Origin of the sequence: Olsenella sp. DNF00959 (assembly GCF_001553055.1) — a bacterium.
Lineage (GTDB): Bacteria > Actinomycetota > Coriobacteriia > Coriobacteriales > Atopobiaceae > Olsenella_I > Olsenella_I phocaeensis.
In genome coordinates this window covers 256,548-277,509 of record NZ_KQ960133.1, presented here as the reverse complement: position 1 = coordinate 277,509, position 20,962 = coordinate 256,548, and the positions used below count along the sequence as shown (strand labels likewise).

At 65.6% G+C, this 20,962-nt stretch carries 16 protein-coding genes and 5 tRNA genes; 1 reads left to right on the top strand and 20 read right to left on the bottom strand.

Annotated elements, in window-relative coordinates; all coding sequences use genetic code 11:
• Window positions 1-15: 15 nt before the first annotated feature.
• From rpsL to cysS, 20 genes are all read right to left on the bottom strand, one after another.
• Window positions 16-390: a 30S ribosomal protein S12 gene (rpsL, locus tag HMPREF1868_RS08125; RefSeq protein WP_009278406.1), complete on the bottom strand. Its 375-nt coding sequence runs from the start codon at window positions 388-390 to the stop codon at window positions 16-18.
• A 420-nt stretch (window positions 391-810) separates the two neighbouring features.
• Entirely contained in the window at window positions 811-1,140 is a 330-nt protein-coding gene (locus HMPREF1868_RS08120; protein WP_062531616.1) for an ArsR/SmtB family transcription factor, read from the bottom strand.
• A 119-nt stretch (window positions 1,141-1,259) separates the two neighbouring features.
• Window positions 1,260-5,690 (bottom strand): DNA-directed RNA polymerase subunit beta', encoded by a 4,431-nt coding sequence (locus HMPREF1868_RS08115; protein WP_062531615.1) that lies wholly within the window; start codon window positions 5,688-5,690, stop codon window positions 1,260-1,262.
• Window positions 5,691-5,695: 5 nt separating this feature from the next.
• Window positions 5,696-9,211, bottom strand: coding sequence for a DNA-directed RNA polymerase subunit beta (locus HMPREF1868_RS08110; protein ID WP_009278403.1), 3,516 nt, complete (start codon window positions 9,209-9,211; stop codon window positions 5,696-5,698).
• A 672-nt stretch (window positions 9,212-9,883) separates the two neighbouring features.
• Window positions 9,884-10,258 carry a 50S ribosomal protein L7/L12 gene (gene rplL / locus HMPREF1868_RS08105; RefSeq protein WP_009278402.1) on the bottom strand — a complete coding sequence of 125 codons (375 nt, stop codon included), beginning with the start codon at window positions 10,256-10,258 and terminating at the stop codon, window positions 9,884-9,886.
• Between the two features lie 63 nt (window positions 10,259-10,321).
• Entirely contained in the window at window positions 10,322-10,843 is a 522-nt protein-coding gene (gene rplJ, locus HMPREF1868_RS08100; protein ID WP_009278401.1) for a 50S ribosomal protein L10, read from the bottom strand.
• 328 nt (window positions 10,844-11,171) lie between these two features.
• Window positions 11,172-11,876 carry a 50S ribosomal protein L1 gene (gene rplA, locus HMPREF1868_RS08095; protein ID WP_009278400.1) on the bottom strand — a complete coding sequence of 235 codons (705 nt, stop codon included), beginning with the start codon at window positions 11,874-11,876 and terminating at the stop codon, window positions 11,172-11,174.
• A gap of 65 nt (window positions 11,877-11,941) precedes the next feature.
• A complete protein-coding gene (rplK, locus tag HMPREF1868_RS08090; RefSeq protein ID WP_062531614.1) occupies window positions 11,942-12,370 on the bottom strand; it encodes a 50S ribosomal protein L11 in 429 nt (142 codons plus the stop codon).
• 90 nt (window positions 12,371-12,460) lie between these two features.
• Window positions 12,461-13,006: a transcription termination/antitermination protein NusG gene (gene nusG / locus HMPREF1868_RS08085; protein WP_009278398.1), complete on the bottom strand. Its 546-nt coding sequence runs from the start codon at window positions 13,004-13,006 to the stop codon at window positions 12,461-12,463.
• 3 nt (window positions 13,007-13,009) lie between these two features.
• Complete coding sequence (secE, locus tag HMPREF1868_RS08080) at window positions 13,010-13,381, bottom strand: preprotein translocase subunit SecE (protein ID WP_062531613.1); 372 nt, start codon at window positions 13,379-13,381, stop codon at window positions 13,010-13,012.
• A 78-nt stretch (window positions 13,382-13,459) separates the two neighbouring features.
• Window positions 13,460-13,535: transfer RNA gene (locus HMPREF1868_RS08075), tRNA-Trp, on the bottom strand.
• 14 nt (window positions 13,536-13,549) lie between these two features.
• Window positions 13,550-13,699, bottom strand: a complete 150-nt coding sequence (gene rpmG / locus HMPREF1868_RS08070; RefSeq protein ID WP_009278396.1) for a 50S ribosomal protein L33 — start codon at window positions 13,697-13,699, stop codon at window positions 13,550-13,552.
• Between the two features lie 235 nt (window positions 13,700-13,934).
• Entirely contained in the window at window positions 13,935-15,140 is a 1,206-nt protein-coding gene (tuf, locus tag HMPREF1868_RS08065; RefSeq protein ID WP_009278395.1) for an elongation factor Tu, read from the bottom strand.
• Window positions 15,141-15,220: 80 nt separating this feature from the next.
• Window positions 15,221-15,297 (bottom strand) — tRNA-Met (locus HMPREF1868_RS08060).
• Window positions 15,298-15,313: 16 nt separating this feature from the next.
• Window positions 15,314-15,389: transfer RNA gene (locus HMPREF1868_RS08055), tRNA-Thr, on the bottom strand.
• Window positions 15,390-15,395: 6 nt separating this feature from the next.
• Window positions 15,396-15,479: transfer RNA gene (locus HMPREF1868_RS08050), tRNA-Tyr, on the bottom strand.
• Between the two features lie 270 nt (window positions 15,480-15,749).
• Window positions 15,750-15,825 (bottom strand) — tRNA-Thr (locus HMPREF1868_RS08045).
• Between the two features lie 70 nt (window positions 15,826-15,895).
• The gene (locus HMPREF1868_RS08040) at window positions 15,896-16,432 is read right to left on the bottom strand and encodes an NYN domain-containing protein (RefSeq protein ID WP_062531612.1); all 537 of its coding nucleotides are present in this window, start codon (window positions 16,430-16,432) and stop codon (window positions 15,896-15,898) included.
• Entirely contained in the window at window positions 16,425-17,402 is a 978-nt protein-coding gene (rlmB, locus tag HMPREF1868_RS08035; RefSeq protein ID WP_082719592.1) for a 23S rRNA (guanosine(2251)-2'-O)-methyltransferase RlmB, read from the bottom strand. The genes HMPREF1868_RS08040 and rlmB overlap by 8 nt, the downstream gene beginning before the upstream one ends.
• A 9-nt stretch (window positions 17,403-17,411) precedes the next feature.
• Window positions 17,412-18,890 (bottom strand): cysteine--tRNA ligase, encoded by a 1,479-nt coding sequence (cysS, locus tag HMPREF1868_RS08030; protein WP_062531611.1) that lies wholly within the window; start codon window positions 18,888-18,890, stop codon window positions 17,412-17,414.
• Window positions 18,891-19,284: 394 nt separating this feature from the next.
• Between cysS and HMPREF1868_RS08025 the strand changes: the two genes are divergently transcribed.
• Complete coding sequence (locus HMPREF1868_RS08025) at window positions 19,285-20,916, top strand: ABC transporter ATP-binding protein (RefSeq protein ID WP_009278391.1); 1,632 nt, start codon at window positions 19,285-19,287, stop codon at window positions 20,914-20,916.
• The last annotated feature ends 46 nt before the right edge of the window (window positions 20,917-20,962 follow it).

Here is a 20,962-nt window from a genome sequence, read left to right as displayed (position 1 = left end):
TCAGGATTTGGGGTCTTACTCCTTGGGGCGCTTCGCGCCATAGCGGGAGCGGGCCTTCTTGCGGTCCTGAACGGCAGCGCAGTCATAGGCGCCGCGGACGATCTTGTAGCGCACGCCGGGGAGGTCGCGGACGCGGCCGCCACGGATGAGGACGATGGAGTGCTCCTGCAGGTTGTGGCCCTCGCCGGGGATGTAGGCCGTGACCTCGATGCCGTTGACGAGGCGCACGCGGGCGACCTTGCGCAGCGCCGAGTTGGGCTTCTTGGGCGTGGTGGTGAAGACGCGGGTGCAGACGCCGCGCTTCTGGGGGTTGTGCTGCAGGGCTGCGTTCTTGGACTTGGCCTTGTGGGACACGCGGCCCTGGCGGACGAGCTGGTTGATGGTAGGCAAAGCTTTCTCCTTCGTAGAGCGTGCGAGTAGGCGGTGCGCGAGCACCTATGTATCAAGGACGGCGCAGCACCGTCGTCCCGGATTGTCATGCGCATGACAGTCGCGCCGGGAAACATTACGCCCAATAAGGGCAGATGTCAAAATACCACGGGTCCGGGCGTATCCTTGATTCATCCATATTACACAGGCGAGAGACGAGCCGGAACGCCGGCGGAGAAGCAGTGTGCAACGAGGCGGGCGGCGCCCGTCGCACGCAAACGTGCTGCAGATGGCCACCCGCCCCCCCACGCGCGACCGTCGTTCTCTATGCCAATCTATGAAACCGAGGATACAAAACCCCAGTTGACGAGCCTCTCGATTCAGGAGAAGGCATAGAGAACGCATGTGGGCGGGGGCGGGGCGGGGGGACTACGCAGAGGCCTAGGAGACGGACTCCTCCGCGGCGTGCTTGAGGCCCGTGGCGATGAGGGCGCTCACGTGGTCGTCTGCCAATGAGTAGATGACGCGCTGCCCGTCTCGCCTGGAGCTCACCAGGCCTCGGTCCCTAAGCAGCCTGAGCTGGTGCGATATGGCGGATTGCGTCACATTGCACGCCTCGGTCAGCTCACTCACGCTCCTCTCGCCCATGACCAGGACGCCAAGGATCTGGAAGCGCGTCGAGTCGCTGAGCGCGTCGAAGATCTGCGTGGCACGGTACACAATGTCGTCGCTGGCAAGGCACTCCTCGAGCGTGCGCGTCGTTTCTTCCATGGGACCTCCCCTCATAGGGCGCCTGTCCTCCCCCACCGATTCTAGGCAAGAGGGACCTCGCGCACGAGAGGGGCCCGCCACTCTCGTGACGGGCCCCGCGCCAAGCATCCGGACGAGAGCTACTCCTCGTCGCCGTCCTCGCTCTGCTCCACCTGCGAGAGCAGGTCGTGCAGGGAGCCAAGGTCCTCGTTGATGACCTGGTCGCCCTCGTCGTCAGAGGTCTCGCTGCTGCCACCGATGAGCTCGTCGTCGAAGCTGTGCTTCGCGGGAGCCGCGGTGCCCAGCATGATGTCGTTGTCGGCATCAGGCGAGAACACCATGTTGAGCAGTTGCGAGAGGTCCTCGCTGTCCGCCTCGTCCTCGTCGGGCTCGAGGATGTAGAGGAGGTTGCGGGCCTCGAGGCCGTCACGGAGCTCCTCGATCGCCTTGGCGCCGATGCCGTCGATGCGCAGGAGGTCGTCCTCGGTCTTTCCGATGAGGTCACCCACGGTCTCGATGCCGACCTCGCTGAACTTGTTGGTCCAGCGCTGCGACACCCCGAGGTCGTCGAAGAGGTAGAGCTTGGCGTCCTCGCTGGAGAGGGTGCGGCCGTTCTTGGAGTAGACGCCGCCGAAGCCGTAGTCGTCGCCGATCCAGTCGAGCTGCTTGGGCAGCTGGTCCTCGATACCCTTGAGCTTCTCGGGAGCCCAGTCGGGCAGGCTCTTCGCCATGGGCGAGGTGGGGCCGTCGATGACCTGGCCGTGGTAGGTGAGCTTGACGTCGCCGTACGCCTTGAGGCCGGTGCCTGCGGGAATCTTCTTGCCCACGATGACGTTGGACTTGAGGTCCAGCAGGTGGTCGACCTCGCCCTTGATGGCGCTCTCGGTGAGGACGCCGGCGGTGCGGATGAACGACGCGCTCGACAGCCAGGAGTCGATGGAGCTGGCCACCTTGAGGGTGCCCAGGATGACCGGCTCGGCCTCGGGGGGCGTGCCGCCCGCGAGGGCGATGTTGCGCACCGTGTTGGCGAAGACGTAGCGGTCGACGTACTGGCCCAGCAGGTAGGTCGAGTCGCCGGGGTTGGTGACCTGGACGCGACGCAGCATCTGACGCGCGATGACCTCGATATGCTTGTCGTTCAGGTCGACGCCCTGGGAGGTGTAGACGTCCTTGACCGACTTGACGAAGGTGTGCATCGTCGACTCGATGTCGGTGAGCTTGCGCAGCTTGCGGAAGTTGACGAAGCCGCGGGTCACCTGGTCGCCGGCGCGGACCTCGGCACCGTCCTCGACGCCCGGCATGAAGCGGACGGACGCGGGGACCCTCCACTCGGCCAGGATGCGGCTGGGGTCCTCGGTGTCGAGGATGCGCAGCTGGTACTCGGTTTGCTCGGGAGTGATCTGGAGCGTGCCGGTGTAGGGCGCCAGGTCGGCCTCGCGGCCCAGGATCTTCTCGTTGACGTTGCCGACGACGTCGAACATGCGAGCGACGGTGGGCAGGCCCTGCGTGATGTCGTCCGCACCGGCGACGCCGCCGGAGTGGATCGTACGCATGGTCAGCTGCGTGCCGGGCTCGCCGATGGACTGTGCGGCGATGATGCCCACGGAGGTGCCAATGTTGACGGGCCTGCGGGTCGAGAGGTCCCAGCCATAGCACTTCTGGCAGACGCCGTACTTGGACTTGCAGGTCAGAAGGGCGCGGAGCTGGACCTTCTTCAGACCGGCCTCGACCATGGCCTCCAGGTCGGCCTTGGACTCAACGTAGCCGTCCCTCGCGACGATGACCTCGCCGGTCTGGGGGTTGACGATGTCCTCGAGCGCGCAGCGGCCGATCAGGTCGGTGTCGACGTCTGTCTCGCCCGGCTTGACGAGGTCGTAGGTGACGGCCTCGTCGGTGCCGCAGTCTTCCTCGCGCACGATGACGTCCTGCGCGACGTCGACCAGACGACGGGTCAGGTAGCCGGAGTCGGAGGTGTGGGACGCCGTGTCGACCAGGCCCTTGCGGGCGCCGTAGGTCGAGATGAAGTACTCGAGCGGCTCCAGGCCCTCGCGGAAGTTGGCCTTGATGGGCAGGTCGATGGTGTCACCAGACATGTCGGCCATGAGGCCTCGCATGCCCGCGAGCTGCCTGAGCTGCGTCTTGGAGCCTCGGGCGCCGGAGTCGGCCATCATGTAGATGGGGTTGTCCTCGGCGAAGCCCTCGAGCATCTTGGTGCCCAGGGTCTCGGTGCATTCGGTCCAGGCGTTGATGACCTCGGCGTGGCGCTCGCGCTCGGAGAGGAAGCCGTCCTCGTAGTACTCGTTGATCTGGTCGACCTTGGCCTGCGCGTCCTCGAGCAGCTCGGGCTTGTCATCGGGAATCGCGGCGTCCCAGACCGAGATGGTCAGGCCGGCGCGGGTCGCGTAGTGGAAGCCACTGTGCTTGATGGCGTCCAGGATGGGCTCGACCTCGGCGGTGCTGTAGCGGTCGCAGCAGTCGTTGACGAGCGCCGAGATATCACCCTTGGACATCTTGAAGTTGATGAAGGGGTAGTCCGCGGGCAGGCACTGCCGGTTGAAGATTACGCGGCCGACGGAGGTCTCGATGCGCACGGGACGCTCGGTGACGTCGTAGTCCTGGAACTGGCCACGACCCTCCATGACGCGGAAGACCCTCCTGTCGCCCTCGACCACGTTGGCGTCCTCCGAGGAGACGCGCACCGTGACCTTGGCCTGGATGTCCACCCTGTCGCGGCAGTCGTAGGCATTCATGGCGTCGTCGAAGTCGGCGAAGACGCGCCCCTCTCCCTCGACGCCGTCCTTCTGGGTGGTGAGGAAGTACACGCCGAAGACCATGTCCTGCGAGGGGACGGTGAGGACCTTGCCCGACGCGGGCGAGCGCAGGTTGTTGCTCGAGAGCATGAGCACGCGGGCCTCGGTCTGCGCCTCGGTGGAGAGGGGCACGTGGACCGACATCTGGTCGCCGTCGAAGTCCGCGTTGAAGGGAGCGCAGACGAGCGGGTGCAGGTGGATGGCCTTGCCCTCGACCAGCACGGGCTCGAAGGCCTGGATGGAGAGGCGGTGCAGGGTCGGCGCGCGGTTGAGCAGCACCAGGCGACCCTTGATGACCTCGTCCAGGACGTCCCAGACGGCCGGGGCGCTGCGGTCGATGGCGCGCTTGGCGCCCTTGATGTTCTCGACCTTGCCCAGCTCGACCAAACGACGCATCACGAAGGGCTTGAAGAGCTCGAGAGCCATGGTGGAGGGCAGGCCGCACTGATGCAGCTTGAGGTGCGGGTCGACGACGATGACCGAGCGGCCGGAGTAGTCGACGCGCTTGCCCAGCAGGTTCTGGCGGAAGCGGCCCTGCTTGCCCTTGAGCGCCTCGGCGAGCGACTTCAGCGGACGCCCGCCACGGCCGGTGACGGGACGGCCGCGGCGGCCGTTGTCGAAGAGCGCGTCCACGGACTCCTGGAGCATGCGCTTCTCGTTGTTTACGATGATCGCCGGGGCGTCGAGGTCGAGCAGGCGCTTGAGGCGGTTGTTGCGGTTGATGACGCGACGGTAGAGGTCGTTGAGGTCGGACGCGGCAAAGCGGCCGCCGTCGAGCTGCACCATGGGGCGCAGGTCGGGCGGAATCACGGGCACGACGTCCAGGATCATGTTGGCGGGGTCGTTGTTGCCCTTGAGGAAGGCGTCGACCACCTCCAGGCGCTTGACGGCCTTCTCCTTCTTCTGCTTCTGGGAGTCGGGAGAGGCGACGATGGCGCGCAGCTCCTCGGCCTCCTTGGGCAGGTCGATGGAGCGCAGGAGCTCACGCACGGCCTCGGCGCCCATGCCGCCCTTGAAGTAGATGGAGTAGTAGCGCTTCATCTCGGTGAAGAGACCCTCGTCGGAGATGAGCTCGCGCTCCTGGAGCTGCATGAAGCGCTCGTAGGCGTCGCGACGGAGCTGCTTCTCCTCCTCGTACTCCTCCTCGAGGTCGGCGATGCCCGCGCGGACCTCGTCGGCCGAGAGCGGCTCGATGTCGCTGAACTCGTCCTCGGAGGGCTCGCCCTGGGCCTTCAGGCGCTCTATCTCGTCGTCGCGCTCGGCGTCGAGCTCCTCGAGGTCCGCTGCCAGCTCCTCCTTCAGCTCGTCGGCGTCGGCCTCGCGGGCCTCGGCGTCGATGGAGGTGATGACGTAGCTCGCGAAGTACAGGATCTTCTCCAGGTCCTTGCTCTTGATGTCGAGCAGGCGGGCCAGGGGGAAGCTCGTGGGACTCTTGAAGTACCAGATGTGGCTCACGGGAGCGGCGAGCTCGATGTGGCCCATGCGCTCGCGTCGCACCTTGGCGCTGGTGACCTCGACGCCGCAGCGCTCGCAGACGATGCCCTTGAAGCGGATGCCCTTGTACTTGCCGCAGGCGCACTCCCAGTCCTTGGTGGGACCGAAGATCTTCTCGCAGAAGAGGCCGTCCTTCTCGGGCTTGAGGGTGCGGTAGTTGATGGTCTCGGGCTTCTTGACCTCGCCGTGCGACCAGCTGCGAATCTCGTCGGCGGAGGCGAGCGAGATCTTTATAGCGTCGAAATCGGTGGTATCGAAATCTGCCACGTTCGCTACTCCTTATCGTTGGTGATGTCGCCGACAAGCGCGTCCTCGCCCTTGTCGAGGTCGGCGGAGAGGCCGCCGATCAGGTCGTCGGCGCTCTCGGCGCCCGCGAAGACGTCCACGGGGCTGACGGTCGCTTCGTCCTGCGCGCCGGCCTCGTCCTCGCCGACCTTCTTGTAGGTGATCGGCTCGATGTCCAGGGCCAAGGAGCGAATCTCCTTGACGAGGACCTTGAAGGACTCGGGGATGTCCGGATTGGGGACGTTCTCGCCCTTGACGATGGACTCGTAGGTCTTGACGCGGCCGTTGGTGTCGTCGGACTTCACGGTCATGAGCTCGTGCAGCACGTTGGAGGCGCCGTAGGCATAGAGCGCCCACACCTCCATCTCGCCGAAGCGCTGGCCGCCGAACTGGGCCTTGCCGCCCAGCGGCTGCTGGGTGACCAGGGAGTACGGGCCGGTCGAGCGCGCGTGGATCTTGTCGTCGACCATGTGGCCCAGCTTGAGGATGTAGGAGGTGCCCACGGTGATGGGGCTCTTGAAGGCCTCGCCGGTGCGACCGTCGTAGAGCGTCGTCTTGCCCTTCTCGTTGAGCTGGGGGACGAAGTCTATGTCCATGTGCTTGCCGTACTCGCGCATGGCCTTGTTGACCAGGTTGATGTTGGTGCGGCGCAGGGCCTCGGCGACCTCGACGTCGGTCGCGCCGTCGAATACGGGCGTGGCGACGCGCATGTTGCCCTCGACGACCCTCTTCGAGTCGGGGTCCTCGGTGTCCCAGCCGTGGGCGGCGGCCCAGCCGAGGTGGCACTCGAGCAGCTGGCCGACGTTCATACGAGAGGGGACGCCCAGGGGGTCGAGGAGCACGTCGACGGGGGTGCCGTCAGTCATGTAGGGCATGTCCTCCACGGGCAGGACGTTGCAGACGACGCCCTTGTTGCCGTGGCGGCCGGCAATCTTGTCGCCCTGCTGGATCTTGCGGCGCTGGGCGACGAAGACGCGGACGAGCTCGTTGACTCCTGGCGGGAGGTCGTCGCCCGCCTCGCGGCTGAAGCGCACCACGTCGACGACGCGGCCATAGGCGCCGTGGGGCATCTTGAGGGAGGTGTCGCGGACGTCGTGTGCCTTGGCGCCGAAGATGGCGCGGAGCAGCCTCTCCTCGGCGGTGAGGGCCGTCTCGCCCTTGGGGGTGACCTTGCCCACCAGGATGTCACCGGGGCCGACCTCGGCGCCAATGCGGATGATGCCGTCATCGTCTAGGTTGGCGAGCATCTCCTCGGACTGGTTGGGGACCTCGCGGGTGATCTCCTCGGGACCGAGCTTGGTGTCGCGGGCGTCGATCTCGTGGCGCGAGATGTTGACGGAGGTCAGCAGGTCGTCGCGGACGACGCGCTCGGAGACGATGATGCCGTCCTCGTAGTTGTAGCCCTCCCACGGCATGTAGGCCACGGTGAGGTTGGCGCCGAGGGCAAGCTCGCCGTGGTCGACGGAGGGGCCGTCGGTCAGGGGCTCGCCCTGGGCGACGTGCTGGCCCACCTTGACCACCGGGCGGTGGTTGCTGCAGGTGCTCTGGTTGGAGCGCTGGTACTTGGGGAGGTCGTAGCGCTCGGGGCCCCTCTCGGTGTTGACCACCACGTGGGCGGCGTCGACCTCGGTGACGACGCCCTCGTGGGAGGCGCTGATGAGCTCGCCGGAGTCGAGCGCGGCGCGGGCCTCGAGGCCGGTGCCGACGAGGGGGGCGTTGCAGGTGATCAGGGGCACGGCCTGGCGCTGCATGTTGGCACCCATCAGGGTTCGCTTGGCGTCGTCATGCTCGAGGAAGGGGATGAGGTTGGCAGCGACGGAGAGCATCTGGCGAGGCGACACGTCCATGTAGTCGACGGCCGAGACCTCAATCTGGGCGGGCGCGCCGAAGGAGCCGTCGAAGTTGCGGGTGCGCGCGACGACGGTCTCGGGCGCGTAGATGTTGCCCTTGGAGTCGACGGCCACGAACTTGCCTGTCTTGGGGTCCACGGGCACGTCGGCGGGGGCGATGTTGTGGAGCTCCTCCTCGTCGGCAGTCATCCAGTCGACCTCGTCGGTCACCTTTCCGTCAACGACGCGGCGGTAGGGCGACTCGATGAAGCCGTACTCGTTGACGTGGGCGAAGAGGGCCAGCGAGCCGATGAGGCCGATGTTGGGGCCCTCGGGGGTCTCGATGGGGCACATGCGCGCGTAGTGCGAGTTGTGGACGTCGCGGACGGCCGTGGGCACGTTGGTGCGGCGGCTGGAGCCGGACTTGTGGCCGGCGAGGCCGCCGGGGCCGAGGGCCGAGAGGCGCCTCTTGTGGGTGAGCCCGGCCAGGGGGTTAGACTGGTCCATGAACTGCGACAGCTGGGAGGAGCCGTAGAACTCCTTGATGGCCGCGACAATGGGGCGGATGTTGATTAGCGACTGGGGCGTGATGTCGTCAGCGTCCTGGGAGGCCATGCGCTCGCGGATGACGCGCTCCATGCGGCTCATGCCGATGCGGAACTGGTTCTGTACCAGCTCGCCCACGGTGCGGACGCGACGGTTGCCGAAGTGGTCGATGTCGTCCAGCTTCTTGGTGGGGTCACCCTCGTGCAGCGCGAGGAGGTAGCGTAGGGCGCTGACGATGTCCTCGCTGGTGATGACCTTCTGCTGGGCGTCGATCTCGAGGCCGAGCTTCTTGTTGATCTTGTAGCGGCCCACGCGCGCGAGGTCGTAGCGCTGGTTGTTGAAGTACAGACTGTCGAGCAGCGAGCGGGCGGAGTCCACGGTGGGGGGCTCGCCGGGGCGCTGGCGGCGGTAGATCTCGATCAGCGCGTCGTCGCGGGTGGTCGCGACGTCACGCTCGAGGGTGGAGCGGACGACCTCGGAGTCGCCCAGGAGGTTCATGATCTCGTCGTCGGACTCGGCGATGCCCAGGGCGCGCAGGAGGACCGTGGCGCTCTGCCGGCGCTTGCGGTCGATGGAGACCACGAGGTGGCCGTGCTTGTCAATCTCGAACTCGAGCCAAGCGCCGCGCGCGGGAATGAACTGCACGTGATGCACCTGGACGCCGTTGTCCAGCTCGGACGAGAAGTAGACGCCGGGCGAGCGCACGAGCTGCGAGACGACGACACGCTCGGTGCCGTTGATGATGAAGGTGCCGCGGTCGGTCATGAGCGGGAAGTCGCCCATGAAGACGAGCTGCTCCTTGATCTCGCCGGTCTCCTTGTTGACGAAGCGCACGTCGACGAAGAGGGGCGCCTGGTACGAGATGTCCTTGGCGCGGCACTCGGCCATGCTGTTGGGGGCATCGCCGAACTGGTGGTCACCAAAGGAGACCTCCATGGTCTTCGCGGAGTTCTCGATGGGAGAGAACTCGGCAAAGGACTCGGCGAGACCCTCGCCCATAAAGCGCTCGAACGACTCCTTCTGCACGGAGATGAGGTTTGGCAGCTCCATAGCGCTGGGGATCTTGCTAAAGCTCATGCGCTCGCGCTGATCCGCCTGTGCGGCTTGGGAAGACTTTGCGGTAGGCACCAGGCACTTCCTCCTTCAACGGTTAAATAGCGGCAGTTGTCGCAATCTAATAAAGTACCTAAGGGCTGCCATTTGGTCAATGAAAAGCCTTGACATATTCGTCATTATTTTGTATGGGAGAACCACGCTCCGACTACCTGCGGTTTTGCCACGGCAATTGTGGAGCGGCTGTGATGGGACGTGAGAGGCTCCTGGAGTTGGCTTGCCCGATCTTGTGGGTGTGGACGGTCTTCTCGCCTAGAGGGAGCGATTCTGTCCACAGGCACAAGAACGAGCGCAAGAACGGGGCTCCGTCTGTGCCTCGAGAGGGTAGCGACGTTCTTTTCTCGTCTGCTCCAGAGGCTTTCACTCGCGGGAGCCTCGTACGGAACGGCTCTCGGCGGGTTTCCCCAGGAAACCGCTCGCCGCGCGTTCCTTGCCGGTGGCTCGTTGGGACTTTCGCGCCATCGGCGTTACGAAAGAATACGTCAGGCGAGAAAACGGGTGATTCCGACACGGAGACGTTCTCCATTCCGTCGCTTTCGTCAGTTGATGCCCCAGCCAGCCGGCAAAGATTGTCCACGCGCGCTGTTGTGGCGGACGGGCGACGCCCGCTTCGGACGAAAAAGGGTCCGGGCATATGCCCGGACCCCGAGCGACCTGAGTCGCTGAGCTAGCGTGTCAAGACCCCAGTTACTTCAGGGTGACGGTGGCGCCGGCCTCCTCGAGCTGCTTCTTGGCGGCCTCGGCGTCCTCCTTCTTGGCACCCTCGAGGAGCACCTTGGGGGCACCCTCGACGGCCTCCTTGGCCTCCTTCAGGCCAAGGGAGGTGAGGGCGCGGACGACCTTGATGACGGCGATCTTGTTGGAGCCGAAGGAGGTCAGCTCGACGTCGAAGTTGGTCTTCTCCTCCTCCTCGGCGGCAGCCGCGGGAGCGGCGGCGGCGACGGCGACGGGAGCGGCGGCGGAGACGCCGAAGACGTCCTCCAGCTCGTGAACCAGCTCGGAAAGCTCGAGGGCGGGCATCTCCTTGAGGGCCTCGATGATCTCATCCTTGGTGACAGCCATGTCAATTCTCCTTTGTGTGAGGGCACGGGCGTGCCCTGCGACCTTTGCTTGGTGCGATGGGGCTTACGCGGCGTTCTTCTGGTCGACGACGGCCTGGAGCGCAGTGGCGAGGCCACGGGCGGGACCGGCGCAAACCTGGGCGATGCCCGAAAGCGGGCTGGCGACCACGTAGACGAGCTTGGCCATGAGCTCCTCGCGGGAGGCGAGCTCGGAGTAGGCCTTGGCCTCGTCGGCGTCGAGCGCCTTGCCATCTGCGATGGCGCCGATCCACTCGATCTTCTTGAGTGCCTCGGCCTCCTTCTTGATGACCTTTGCGGCATCGACGGGGTCGTTCTCGTAGAAGACGTAGGCGCAGGTGCCGACGAGCTTCTCGCTCACGTCGGGCAGGCCGGCCTCCTTGAGGGCGATGTTCACGATGCTGTTCTTGTAGACCTTCATCGTGGCACCGGCCTCGCGCAGGGCGCGACGCAGCTCCTGGGTCTCCTTGACTGAGAGGCCGCGATAGTCGATGAAGAAGACGCCCTTCGACGCCTCGATAGACTTGTTGACCTTCTCGAGCATGTTGATCTTGGACTGTGCTGGCATTGAATACACCTCCTTGGAACGCGCTAGGGCACGAGCCGCCGACACGGGCGGGCCTTCACGCGAAAGACCCCGCTAGGCGCGCGGCCAAAGCGGGGTCCAAGAAGACGTTTCTTTAGACCACCTCGGCAGGCGGGTCTCCCCTTTGAGCCTTGCGGCACCGACTGTCTTTGGCAGCGGACGTGCGATGTATGGTTTGCTCTTTCGAGCATTGTAGATTCTTGCACCCAAGAATCGGGCTGTCAAGCTCACCTGTGCCGCACGGCCCTCTTCACAAGAAAGCCCCATGGCCGCTGCCATGGGGCTTCGTCAAATCAGGCTTTGCCTCGACCTACGCGGTGAAGTCGCGCGTGACGGAGGAGTCGACCCTCACGCCGGGGCCCATCGTGGAGGACACGACGACGCTCTTGACGTAGCGACCCTTGGCGGTGGAGGGCTTGACGCGGAGAAGCTCGGAGTACAGGGCCCCGTAGTTCTCGGCCAACGCCTCGGCGGTAAAGGACACCTTGCCCATGGGGACGTGGCAGATGCCGTAGCGGTCGGCGCGGTACTCGACACGGCCTGCCTTGAGCTCCTTGACCATCTTCTCGACGTCCATGGTCACGGTGCCCAGCTTGGGGTTGGGCATCAGGCCGCGGGGGCCGAGGATGCGGCCCAGGCGACCGACCTTGCCCATGAGGTTGGGCGTGGCGATGACTGCGTCGAAATTGATGTTGCCGGCCTGGATGTCGGCGACGAGCTCGTCGGAGCCGACGATGTCTGCGCCGGCGGCCTCGGCCTCGCGCGCCTTCTCGCCCTCCGCGAAGACGGCAACGCGCACGTCCTTGCCCGTGCCGTTGGGCAGCGAGATGGAGCCGCGGACGTTCTGGTCGGCCTTGCGGGTGTCGACACCCAGGCGGACGGCGACCTCGACGGTCTCGTCGAACTTGGCAGTCGAGAGCTCCTTGACGAGGGCCATGGCCTCCTTGGGGCCGTAGGCCTTGCCGGCCTCGACCTTGGCGGCGGCTCCCGTGTAGTTCTTTCCGTGCTTAGGCATGCTTTCCTCCTATGTGGTCAAGCGGGCGCGAGCCCTCCCACGTGGTAGTTGCCAGGTAGCCCGTGCTACTCGGCGATGGTGACGCCCATGGAGCGGGCGGTACCGGCGACGATGGCCTTGGCGGCCTCGATGTCGTTGGCGTTGAGGTCGGGCATCTTGATCTCGGCGATCTTGGTGAGCTGCTCCTGGGTGAGCTGACCGACCTTGTCGCGCTGGGGGACGCCGGAGCCGCTCTTGAGCTTGAGCTCCTTCTTGATGAGCTGGGCCGCGGGAGGGGTCTTGGTCACGAAGTCGAAGGAGCGGTCCTCGTAGACGGTGATCTCGACGGGGATGATGTCTCCGGCCTTGTCCTGCGTGGCCGCGTTGAAGGCCTGGCAGAACTGCATGATGTTGACCTGGGCGGCACTGAGGGCGGGGCCTACCGGAGGCGCGGGGTTGGCCTGGCCGGCGGGAATCTGAAGCTTGATGAAGCGAGTGACCTTCTTCTTGGGCATCTCTGTCTCCTGCGTTCGACGTGTGCGTGCGGCATATCTAGTTCCGGCCCCGAGAAGCAATCCTCACCGATACCGGGGTCGAAGGGAAATCTAGGCGATGGTGACGACCTGGTCCAGGGTGAGCTCGACGGAGGTCTCGCGGCCAAAGATCGCGAGCATGACCTTGACCTTGCCGGCCTCGGGCATGACCTCGGCCACCTGTCCGTCGAAGTCTGCGAGCGGGCCGTTGACGACCTTGACGGCCATGCCGGGCTCGAGGTTCGTGGTGGTGTGCTTCGGGACCTCCTGCGCGCCGCGCGGGTTGGTGCGGCGCATGATCTTGTTGAACTCGCTGCGACGCAGGGGCGTGGGCTTGCCGTCGATGCCGACGAAGCCCGTGACGCCGGGGGTGTTGCGGACGACGGCCCAGGAGTTGTCGTCCACCTCCATGCGGACGAGGACATAGCCGGGGAAGACCTTGTTCTCCTTGGTCTCCCTCTTGCCGCCGTCCTTGATTTCGGTCACCTGCTCGGTGGGAATCTGGATGTCGACGATCTGGTCCTCGAGGCCGTAGGTCTCGATGCGGTGCTCGAGGTCGGTCTTGACCTTGTTCTCGTAGCCCGAATAGGTGTGAACGACGTACCAGCGCTTAGCCATGCCCTACCCCCTCAGTCCGGTGAAGCCGACGAGAAGGGCGACGAAGCCGGTGTCCACGAGCCAGACCAGGATGCCGAAGACGATCAGCATCACGATGACCGCGACGGAGTAGCTCTTGAGCTCGGGCTTGCTCGGCCACACGACGCGGCGCATCTCGGTCTTGACGTCAGAGAGGTAGCTCCGGAGCCTGGACCTCTTCTTGGCCTTGGCCGGCTTCGACGCCTTGGACGAAGACAGGTTGGAGGACTGGCCGGACTTCTTGGAAGTCGACTTGGCATCCTCGGCGGAGGCCGAGGCCCTTGCGGCCTCGCGCTCGGCACGCTCCTGCTGGCGTGCCTGGCGTGCGCTCCTCTTCTGACGCTCTTTCTTTGCCATCCTCAAACCCCTCTGGGGCAAATGCCCCTTCTCATAGAAACCGGCTAACCTCCGAGGAGGAAAGCCGGTGGTGTTAGCTGGCAGGCCAGGAAGGACTCGAACCCTCAACAAACGGTTTTGGAGACCGCCGCTCTACCATTGGAGCTACTGGCCTATGTCGACTCTATTTTAGCGAGTCTCCCTGTGAAGGGTATGCTTGTGGCACCACGGGCAATACTTCTTCAACTCCATGCGATCGGGAGTGTTGGACTTGTTCTTGTCGGTGGTGTAGTTGCGACGCTTGCACTCGGTGCATGCGAGGGTAACCATTGTGCGCATAGATCCTCCTGTAGGACAGCCGCCTTCGAGACTATCTCGATGGCGACGCGATGGAATACGTTACTATCCGTCAGCCGATTCTGTCAACTATTTTGCTCTTCGCGCCTGGCCTCAACAAAACCACCAAAAGTGGGGCTGCTCTCGCCTGGCGCTCGGCCCAGGGACAGAGAAGGGCCCGGCACCCTCCGAGGAGGGCACCGGGCCCAAAGGACGTTCTAGAGACTAGGAGGCCTAGCTACTCGACGATCGTGGAGACACGGCCGTCGCCGACGGTGTGGCCGCCCTCGCGGATTGCGAACTTGAGGCCCTGCTCCATGGCGATGGGGTGAATGAGCTCGCAGGTGACGGTCACGTGGTCGCCAGGCATGGCCATCTCGACCTTGGCGCCGTTGGCGTCGGTGAGCTCCTGGATGTCGCCCGTCACGTCAGTGGTGCGGAAGTAGAACTGGGGACGATAGCCGGAGAAGAACGGGGTGTGACGGCCACCCTCCTCCTTGGTGAGGACGTAGATCTCGCCGGTGAACTTCTTGTGGGGGGTCACCGAGCCGGGCTTGCAGAGGACCTGACCGCGCTGGATGTCCTCGCGCTTGACGCCGCGGAGCAGGATGCCCACGTTGTCGCCAGCCTCGCAGAAGTCCATGGTCTTGCGGAACATCTCGATGCCGGTGGCGACGGAGGTCTGGGTCTCCTTGATACCGACGATCTCGACCTGGTCGTTGAGCTTGAGCTCGCCGCGCTCGACACGACCGGTGGCGACGGTGCCGCGGCCGGAGATGGTCATGACGTCCTCGATGGCCATCAGGAAGGGCTTCTCGTTGTCACGGGCGGGCGTGGGGATGTAGGAGTCGACCTGGTGCATGAGCTCCACCACGGAGTCGACCCACTTCTGCTCGCCGTTGAGGGCGCCCAGCGCGGAGCCGCGGATGATGGGGAGGTCGTCTCCGGGGAAGTCGTACTCGGAGAGGAGGTCGCGGGTCTCCATCTCGACGAGGTCGATGAGCTCGTCGTCGTCGACCATGTCGCACTTGTTCAGGAAGACGATGATGTAGGGCACGCCGACCTGACGGGCGAGGAGGATGTGCTCGCGGGTCTGGGCCATGGGGCCGTCGGTGGCGGCGATGACGAGAATCGCGCCGTCCATCTGGGCGGCACCAGAGATCATGTTCTTGACGTAGTCGGCGTGGCCGGGGCAGTCGACGTGGGCGTAGTGGCGCTCCCAGGTCTCGTACTCGACGTGGGCGACGGAGATGGTGATGCCGCGCTGGCGCTCCTCGGGTGCCTTGTCGATGTTCTCGAAGGCGGTGTAGTCGGCCTTGCAGCCCTCGGTCTCGGAGAGGACCTTGGTGATGGCCGCGGTCAGCGTGGTCTTGCCGTGGTCGACGTGACCAATGGTACCGATGTTTACGTGCGGCTTGCTACGATCGAACTTCTGCTTGGCCATTGCCGTCCTCCTTTAGAAACAACCCTTACGGCCTTTGCTGCTTTTATACTTCAAACGGGGCCGAAGCCCCGTAAGAATTCTGGTACCGGTGACTGGATTCGAACCAGTGACATCGCGGGTATGAGCCGCGTGCTCTAACCAGCTGAGCTACACCGGCAGGTGCCTGCTTGAAATGGAGCCCGCGACCGGATTCGAACCGGTGACCTCTTCGTTACCAACGAAGTGCTCTACCGACTGAGCTACACGGGCTTGGAATGGTGGGGATGCCTGGACTCGAACCAGGGAACCCAGAGGGAGCGGATTTACAGTCCGCCGCAGTTGCCGCTGTGCCACATCCCCATTCCAATTTTCAAGCCGCCTGCCTGGGTTACCCCCTGCAAGCGGAAGTGATATTACGACGCCAAAAAAGCGTTGTCAACGGAATATGCTCTAATCCACGCACCCGGGCGTATCTCACGCACGAATCCTGCACAAACGTTTTGCCGAAAGCCATTTTTGTGGGGGATTCCGGCACGCATGACTGGTGGTGGGACAGATATTTTTTTGCCCCGTCGCATCGGGCCCGACGCATGAAGGGGGCCCGTCCGAATGGGCGGGCCCGCGCGCGCGTGGAGCTGGTGGCCGGGCTCGAACCGGCGACGACTAGTTTACAAGACTAGGGCTCTACCAACTGAGCTACACCAGCGTGCGCATAGATGATAGCGAAAGCGCGACCCGGCGTGGGCCTGCGCGGCCGAGGGCAGGTCGAGAGGGGGCTACGACCTCCCCAGCAGCTCGTCGAGCCTCGCGCGCGTCCTGGCGTCGAGGCGGTCCTCGAGCGTGAGCTTGGCATGGGTGCGGTCGGCGAGCTCGCGCCCGATGTCCGCGTTCATGTGGGCGACGTTGGCCACCAGGACGTCGCTCGAGACCCTGGTGACGGGAATCCCGCCCACCGTGGCGCGGATTGTGTTGTCGGAGGTGATGACCGTGACCTCGCGGGGCTGCAGGCGCGCACCCGTGACCAGGCGCTCTATGACGGAGTCGGCAGACTCGCCCGCCTGCGAGAACATCACGCGGATCCCGGCCTTGCCCAGGTTGGGGCGGTCGGGAGAGACGTTGCCCGCCGCGTCGAAGACCACGACGGCGTCGTAGCTCCCCTGGGCGTAGGCGGCCACGTCAGCTATGAGAAGCTCGCGGGCGCGGTCGAAGGGATCGCCTTCCCCTGCGGTCTCGTCCACGACGGCCATGTAGCGGCTGGACTTGAAGATGACGTTGTAGCCGTCGACCACCAGGAGCTCGGAGGGCCTACTCATCCGCCTCTCCCGCCATGGTCCGTCGCAGCCACTCGTAGCAGAGGGCGGTCGTGGCCTGGGCCACGTTGAGCGACTCGACCCGCCCGCGCTGCGGCAGGCGACACTCGAAGTCGCACTTCTCACGTACCAGACGGGAGATGCCATCCCCTTCCGAGCCCACGACTAGGGCGAGCCTCCCCTCGAGGGGCGCGTGCCAGAGGTCCTGCTCGGCATGCTCGGTGCCACCCGCGACCCAGAAGCCCGCCCCCTTGAGGCGATCGAGGGCTGTGGCGAGGTTGGGCACCTGTACGATGGGCAGGTGCAGGGCAGCCCCGGCGGAGGTCTTGTAGGCGCCCACGCCCACGCCAGCCGAGCGCACCTTGGGGATGACGACGCCCGCGGCGCCGACGACCTCTGCGGAGCGGACTATGGCGCCGAAGTTGCCCTCGTCGGTCACGTGGTCGAGCACCAGCACCAGGGCGGGACCCTGGCCGGAGGCCTCGACCACGTCCTCGAGGCTGGCATACGTATAGGGTCTCACCTGCACGGCTATGCCCTGGTGGGCACCATGCGAGCTGATGGCGTCGAGTTTGGCGCGCGGAACCGTCTGGACCGGGACGCCGGCGTCGGCGAGCCTGCCCACGAGCGAGGCGAGGGTCAGGTCCGCGCCATCGCTCCCCGCGCTAACCAGAGCGCGCTTGAGGGGGAGTCCCACCTCGAGGGCCTCGGCGCAGGCGCGTCTGCCTTCGATGTAGTCGCCCGTCGGACGAGGCGCCTGACCATTGGGGCGAGGGGCACGTGCGGGCTGGGACCTGCCGGAGCCGCCCCTCTCGGGACGCTCGACACGCCCCTGGCGACCGGTCCCACGGCCTCCGGGACGCGTCTGTCCGGCACGTCCGCGCGACGCCTGCGACCCGCCACGCTGGTAGTCTCCCTTGCCCTTGCCGCCGCGAACGTCGCGGCCGGGGATGCGAGCCTGGTTCTTTGCCATGGCGCTTCCCTAGTCCCTGGCGCGCAGGCGCGCGCCGGCGGGGGTGTCCTCGACCACGAGGCCCAGGGCGGCGATGCCGTCGCGGATGGCGTCGGCGGTGGCCCAGTCCTTGCTCGCGCGAGCCTCCTGGCGGGCGGCGAGAAGGGCGTCCGCCGCAGAGGCGGGGTCGTCTCCCCCGAAGCCCGCGTGCTCGCGCGCGAGGTCGACGAGCTCGACGGGAAGCCCCTCGTCGGCAGCCCCCCTGGCCAGGTCGATGCCCAGCACGCCGCAGAGCTCGCTCAATGCGTCGGCGGCGCGCAGGGTCACGGCCGTGGAGGCGTTGCCCGCAGCCTCGGCGAGGTAGCGGTTGGCGGACCCCACCAGGCCGAAGATGGCGGCCATGGCGCCGGCGGTGTTGAAGTCGTCGTCCATCTGGGCCACGAACTCCGCCTCGGCCTCCTTGGTCGCGGCCGAGAGGCTACGGTCGAGCTCGTTGAGCTCTCCGTCGAGGGGCGCGTTGCCCGCCGCCCAGCGGAGGTTCTTGACGCAGCTGGCCAGGCGGCCCAGGGTGCCCACCGCGCCCTCGAGGCGCTCGAACGAGAAGTCGAGCGGTGCACGGTAGTGGGTCTGGAGCATAAGCAGGCGCACGGCGTCCGCGGGATACTTGTCCAGGACCTCCTTGAGCGTGTAGAAGTTGCCCAGGCTCTTGGACATCTTCTCCCCGTCGACGCGGAGCATGCCCGCATGCATCCATGTCTTGGCGAGAGGCTCGCCCCAGGCGCACATGGCCTGGGCAGTCTCGTTCTCGTGATGGGGGAAGACGAGGTCGGCGCCACCGCCGTGGATGTCGATGGGCGTGCCCAGGTAGCGGTGAATCATGGCACAGCACTCGGTATGCCAGCCGGGACGACCCTCGCCCCAGGGGCTCGGCCAGCTGGGCTCGCCGGGCTTGGCGGCCTTCCAGAGGGCGAAGTCGAAGGGGTCGCGCTTCATGTCGTTGACCTCGACGCGCTCGCCGGCGCGCATCTGGTCGAGCTCGCGGCCGCTCAGCACGCCGTAGTCGTGGTCGGAGCGGACCGAGAAGTAGACGTCGCCGTTGGGGGCGACGTAGGCGTTGCCCTTCTCGATCAGGACCTCGATCATGTCCTGCATGGCCTCGATCTCGCGCGTGGCGCGGGGGCGGATGTCGGGATCGAGGATGCCGAAGCGATGCATCTGCTCGATGAAGGCGGCGCTGAACTCCTCCGCCACCTCGGCGGCACTGCGCCCCTGCTCGTTGGCGCGGTTGATGATCTTGTCGTCCACGTCGGTCAGGTTCTGGGCGAAGGTGACCTCGTAGCCCTTGTACTGCAGGTAGCGGCGAATCACGTCGAACGAGAGGAACGTGCGCCCGTTGCCGATGTGAATCTGGTCATAGACCGTGGGGCCGCAGACGTACATGCGGACCTTGCCGGGCTCGAGGGGCTCGAACTCCTGCTTGCGGTGGTTCTGGCTGTTATATATGAGCATCGCTGGCTTCTCCTTGCGCGGGGGTCAGTGCGTGATGACGAGACGTCGTTGCGCAAGATGCTATACCCATCGCGGCGCACGGGACGCCGAGAACGCGAGAAGGCCCCCTGGCACATGGCCCGGCGCGCCTGCCGCGAGGGGCCCGAAGTGGGTGGTCGGGTCGCCGCCACAGCCCCGATGTGGGTGGTTTTCTCACCTGGAGCCGACCCGAAACCACCCACATCAAGGCTCCTGCGACCGCGGGTCCCTTCTCGCGGCCGCGGACCCCCGCCCTGCTGCCGCGTGCGACGCCTCGGCATCGTTGCCAGCTCGACCTTTAGCGTGCGGGGGGGGCAATATGACCTAAAGTTGGGCCAGGGACGACTTGCTCCGGACGAATGCTAGGAGGCGGCGAATGGGAGAGATGCTCGGGTACTTCTGGAGGTCGGTCGACGACAAGGCGAGGCTCTTCCTGTACATGGCCCTCGCCCTCCTGTTGAGCGCCATAGAAGTTGTCATCCCCCTGCTCACGGGCTTCGTGATAAACCTCCTGGTCGCCGGAGAGGGACTGGGCCGTGTGGCATTTTGGAGCGCAACGATCGCCGTGCTCGGAGTCGCCGCGGGACTTGCCCAGTACGGCATCGCGATGCTCTACACGAAGCTGCACTTCGACGCCTCCTTCGCGCTCACCTCCCGAACCCTGCGGCGCATGCAGCGCTTCCCTGCCGACTTCTTCAAGGACTTCGACGCCGGCTATTACTCCAAGCGGGTCAACGGCGACTCCGAGGAGCTCTCCATCTTCTTCCTTTGGACGGGCAACCAGGCGCTCGCGAACGCGACGACCTCAGTGTTGGTCCTCGTGCTCATGTTTCGCGCCAACGCCTGGCTCGCCATCCTCTGCGCCATGCTCGCCGCGGTCGTCGTGCTCTCGTACACGCTCACCAGCAAGGAGATATACAGGAGGAGCATGGCCTTCAAGGAGGCCGAGGCCCAAGAGATGTCGATGCTCCTGCACCAGCTCAGTGACGTGGCGTTCATTAGGAGGCACGTCCTCTTCGACCGTTACGCCCAGACGCTCGAACGTGCCTACGGGGTCACCAGGACGTGCGTTTACCGCACGAACCGGCTTGGTGGGGCGGTCGACGGGGGCGTCGAGGCCACCAAGACGGCTCTGCTCGCCGTGGTCATCCTCGTCAGCGCGCAGCAGGTGGCGGCGGGCGCCCTTGAGGTGGGCTTCATAGCCACGGCGGTGGGGTACTTCAACGCACTGGCGCAGGCCGCGAGCTTCTTCTCGGACTTCGGGACCCAGTACCAGGGCTGCAGGGCGAGCTTCGAGCGGCTGCGCAAGCTCGCCGACGCGCCCCTGGAGAAGAACGGCCCGGGCAAGGCTGCCCCTGACGTCCGCGCCATCACCTGCCATGACCTGAGCTTCACCTACCCCGGAAACGAGGAGCCGACCCTACGCGGCCTCGACATGAGCTTCTCGGGGCGGGGACTCTATGGGCTCGTCGGTGGCAACGGCAGCGGGAAGTCGACCCTCCTCAAACTCGTCAGCGGCGAATGGAGCGACTTCTACGGAGGGGACATCCGCTATGACGACGCGGAACTGAGGGAGATGGATCACTACGACCTGCGAGAGCATCTCGTCGGGTACGTGGAGCAGGAGCCCGGCGTCATCGAGGGAAGCCTGTGGGACAACCTGACCTTGCTCTGCGACGTCCAGCCGCCACGAGAGCGAGTCATGGAGCTCTGCGGGCGCCTGGGGCTCGGGCGGCTTGTCGACGAGTCACCCAAGGGTTTGGACACGATGGTCGACGGGACGCACGCGAGCCTGTCCGGAGGCGAGAAGCAGAAGGTAGCGATCATCCGGATGCTGCTCGAGGACCCAAAGGTCATGCTCATGGACGAGCCAAGCTCCGCACTGGACGCGAAAAGCATCGACTCCCTCGTGGGAATCCTGGGGCAGCTCAAGAAGGACCACCTGATCCTCTTGGTCTCGCATGACGACCGACTCATCGATGCCTGCGACCACGTGATACGGCTGTAGGGATGGCCCGCAGCCCGGCGCGCCTGCCGCGAGGGGCCCGAAGTGG

Bases quoted from the DNA above. Each gene is read 5' to 3' on its own strand.
- tuf (WP_009278395.1), bottom strand. From the start codon at position 15,140: ATGGCCAAGCAGAAGTTCGATCGTAGCAAGCCGCACGTAAACATCGGT.
- nusG (WP_009278398.1), bottom strand. From the start codon at position 13,006: ATGGCTAAGCGCTGGTACGTCGTTCACACCTATTCGGGCTACGAGAAC.
- rlmB (WP_082719592.1), bottom strand. From the start codon at position 17,402: ATGGCAAAGAACCAGGCTCGCATCCCCGGCCGCGACGTTCGCGGCGGC.
- secE (WP_062531613.1), bottom strand. From the start codon at position 13,381: ATGGCAAAGAAAGAGCGTCAGAAGAGGAGCGCACGCCAGGCACGCCAG.
- HMPREF1868_RS08025 (WP_009278391.1), top strand. From the start codon at position 19,285: ATGGGAGAGATGCTCGGGTACTTCTGGAGGTCGGTCGACGACAAGGCG.
- HMPREF1868_RS08040 (WP_062531612.1), bottom strand. From the start codon at position 16,432: ATGAGTAGGCCCTCCGAGCTCCTGGTGGTCGACGGCTACAACGTCATC.
- rplL (WP_009278402.1), bottom strand. From the start codon at position 10,258: ATGGCTGTCACCAAGGATGAGATCATCGAGGCCCTCAAGGAGATGCCC.
- HMPREF1868_RS08120 (WP_062531616.1), bottom strand. From the start codon at position 1,140: ATGGAAGAAACGACGCGCACGCTCGAGGAGTGCCTTGCCAGCGACGAC.
- rpmG (WP_009278396.1), bottom strand. From the start codon at position 13,699: ATGCGCACAATGGTTACCCTCGCATGCACCGAGTGCAAGCGTCGCAAC.
- rplA (WP_009278400.1), bottom strand. From the start codon at position 11,876: ATGCCTAAGCACGGAAAGAACTACACGGGAGCCGCCGCCAAGGTCGAG.
- rplK (WP_062531614.1), bottom strand. From the start codon at position 12,370: ATGCCCAAGAAGAAGGTCACTCGCTTCATCAAGCTTCAGATTCCCGCC.
- rplJ (WP_009278401.1), bottom strand. From the start codon at position 10,843: ATGCCAGCACAGTCCAAGATCAACATGCTCGAGAAGGTCAACAAGTCT.
- cysS (WP_062531611.1), bottom strand. From the start codon at position 18,890: ATGCTCATATATAACAGCCAGAACCACCGCAAGCAGGAGTTCGAGCCC.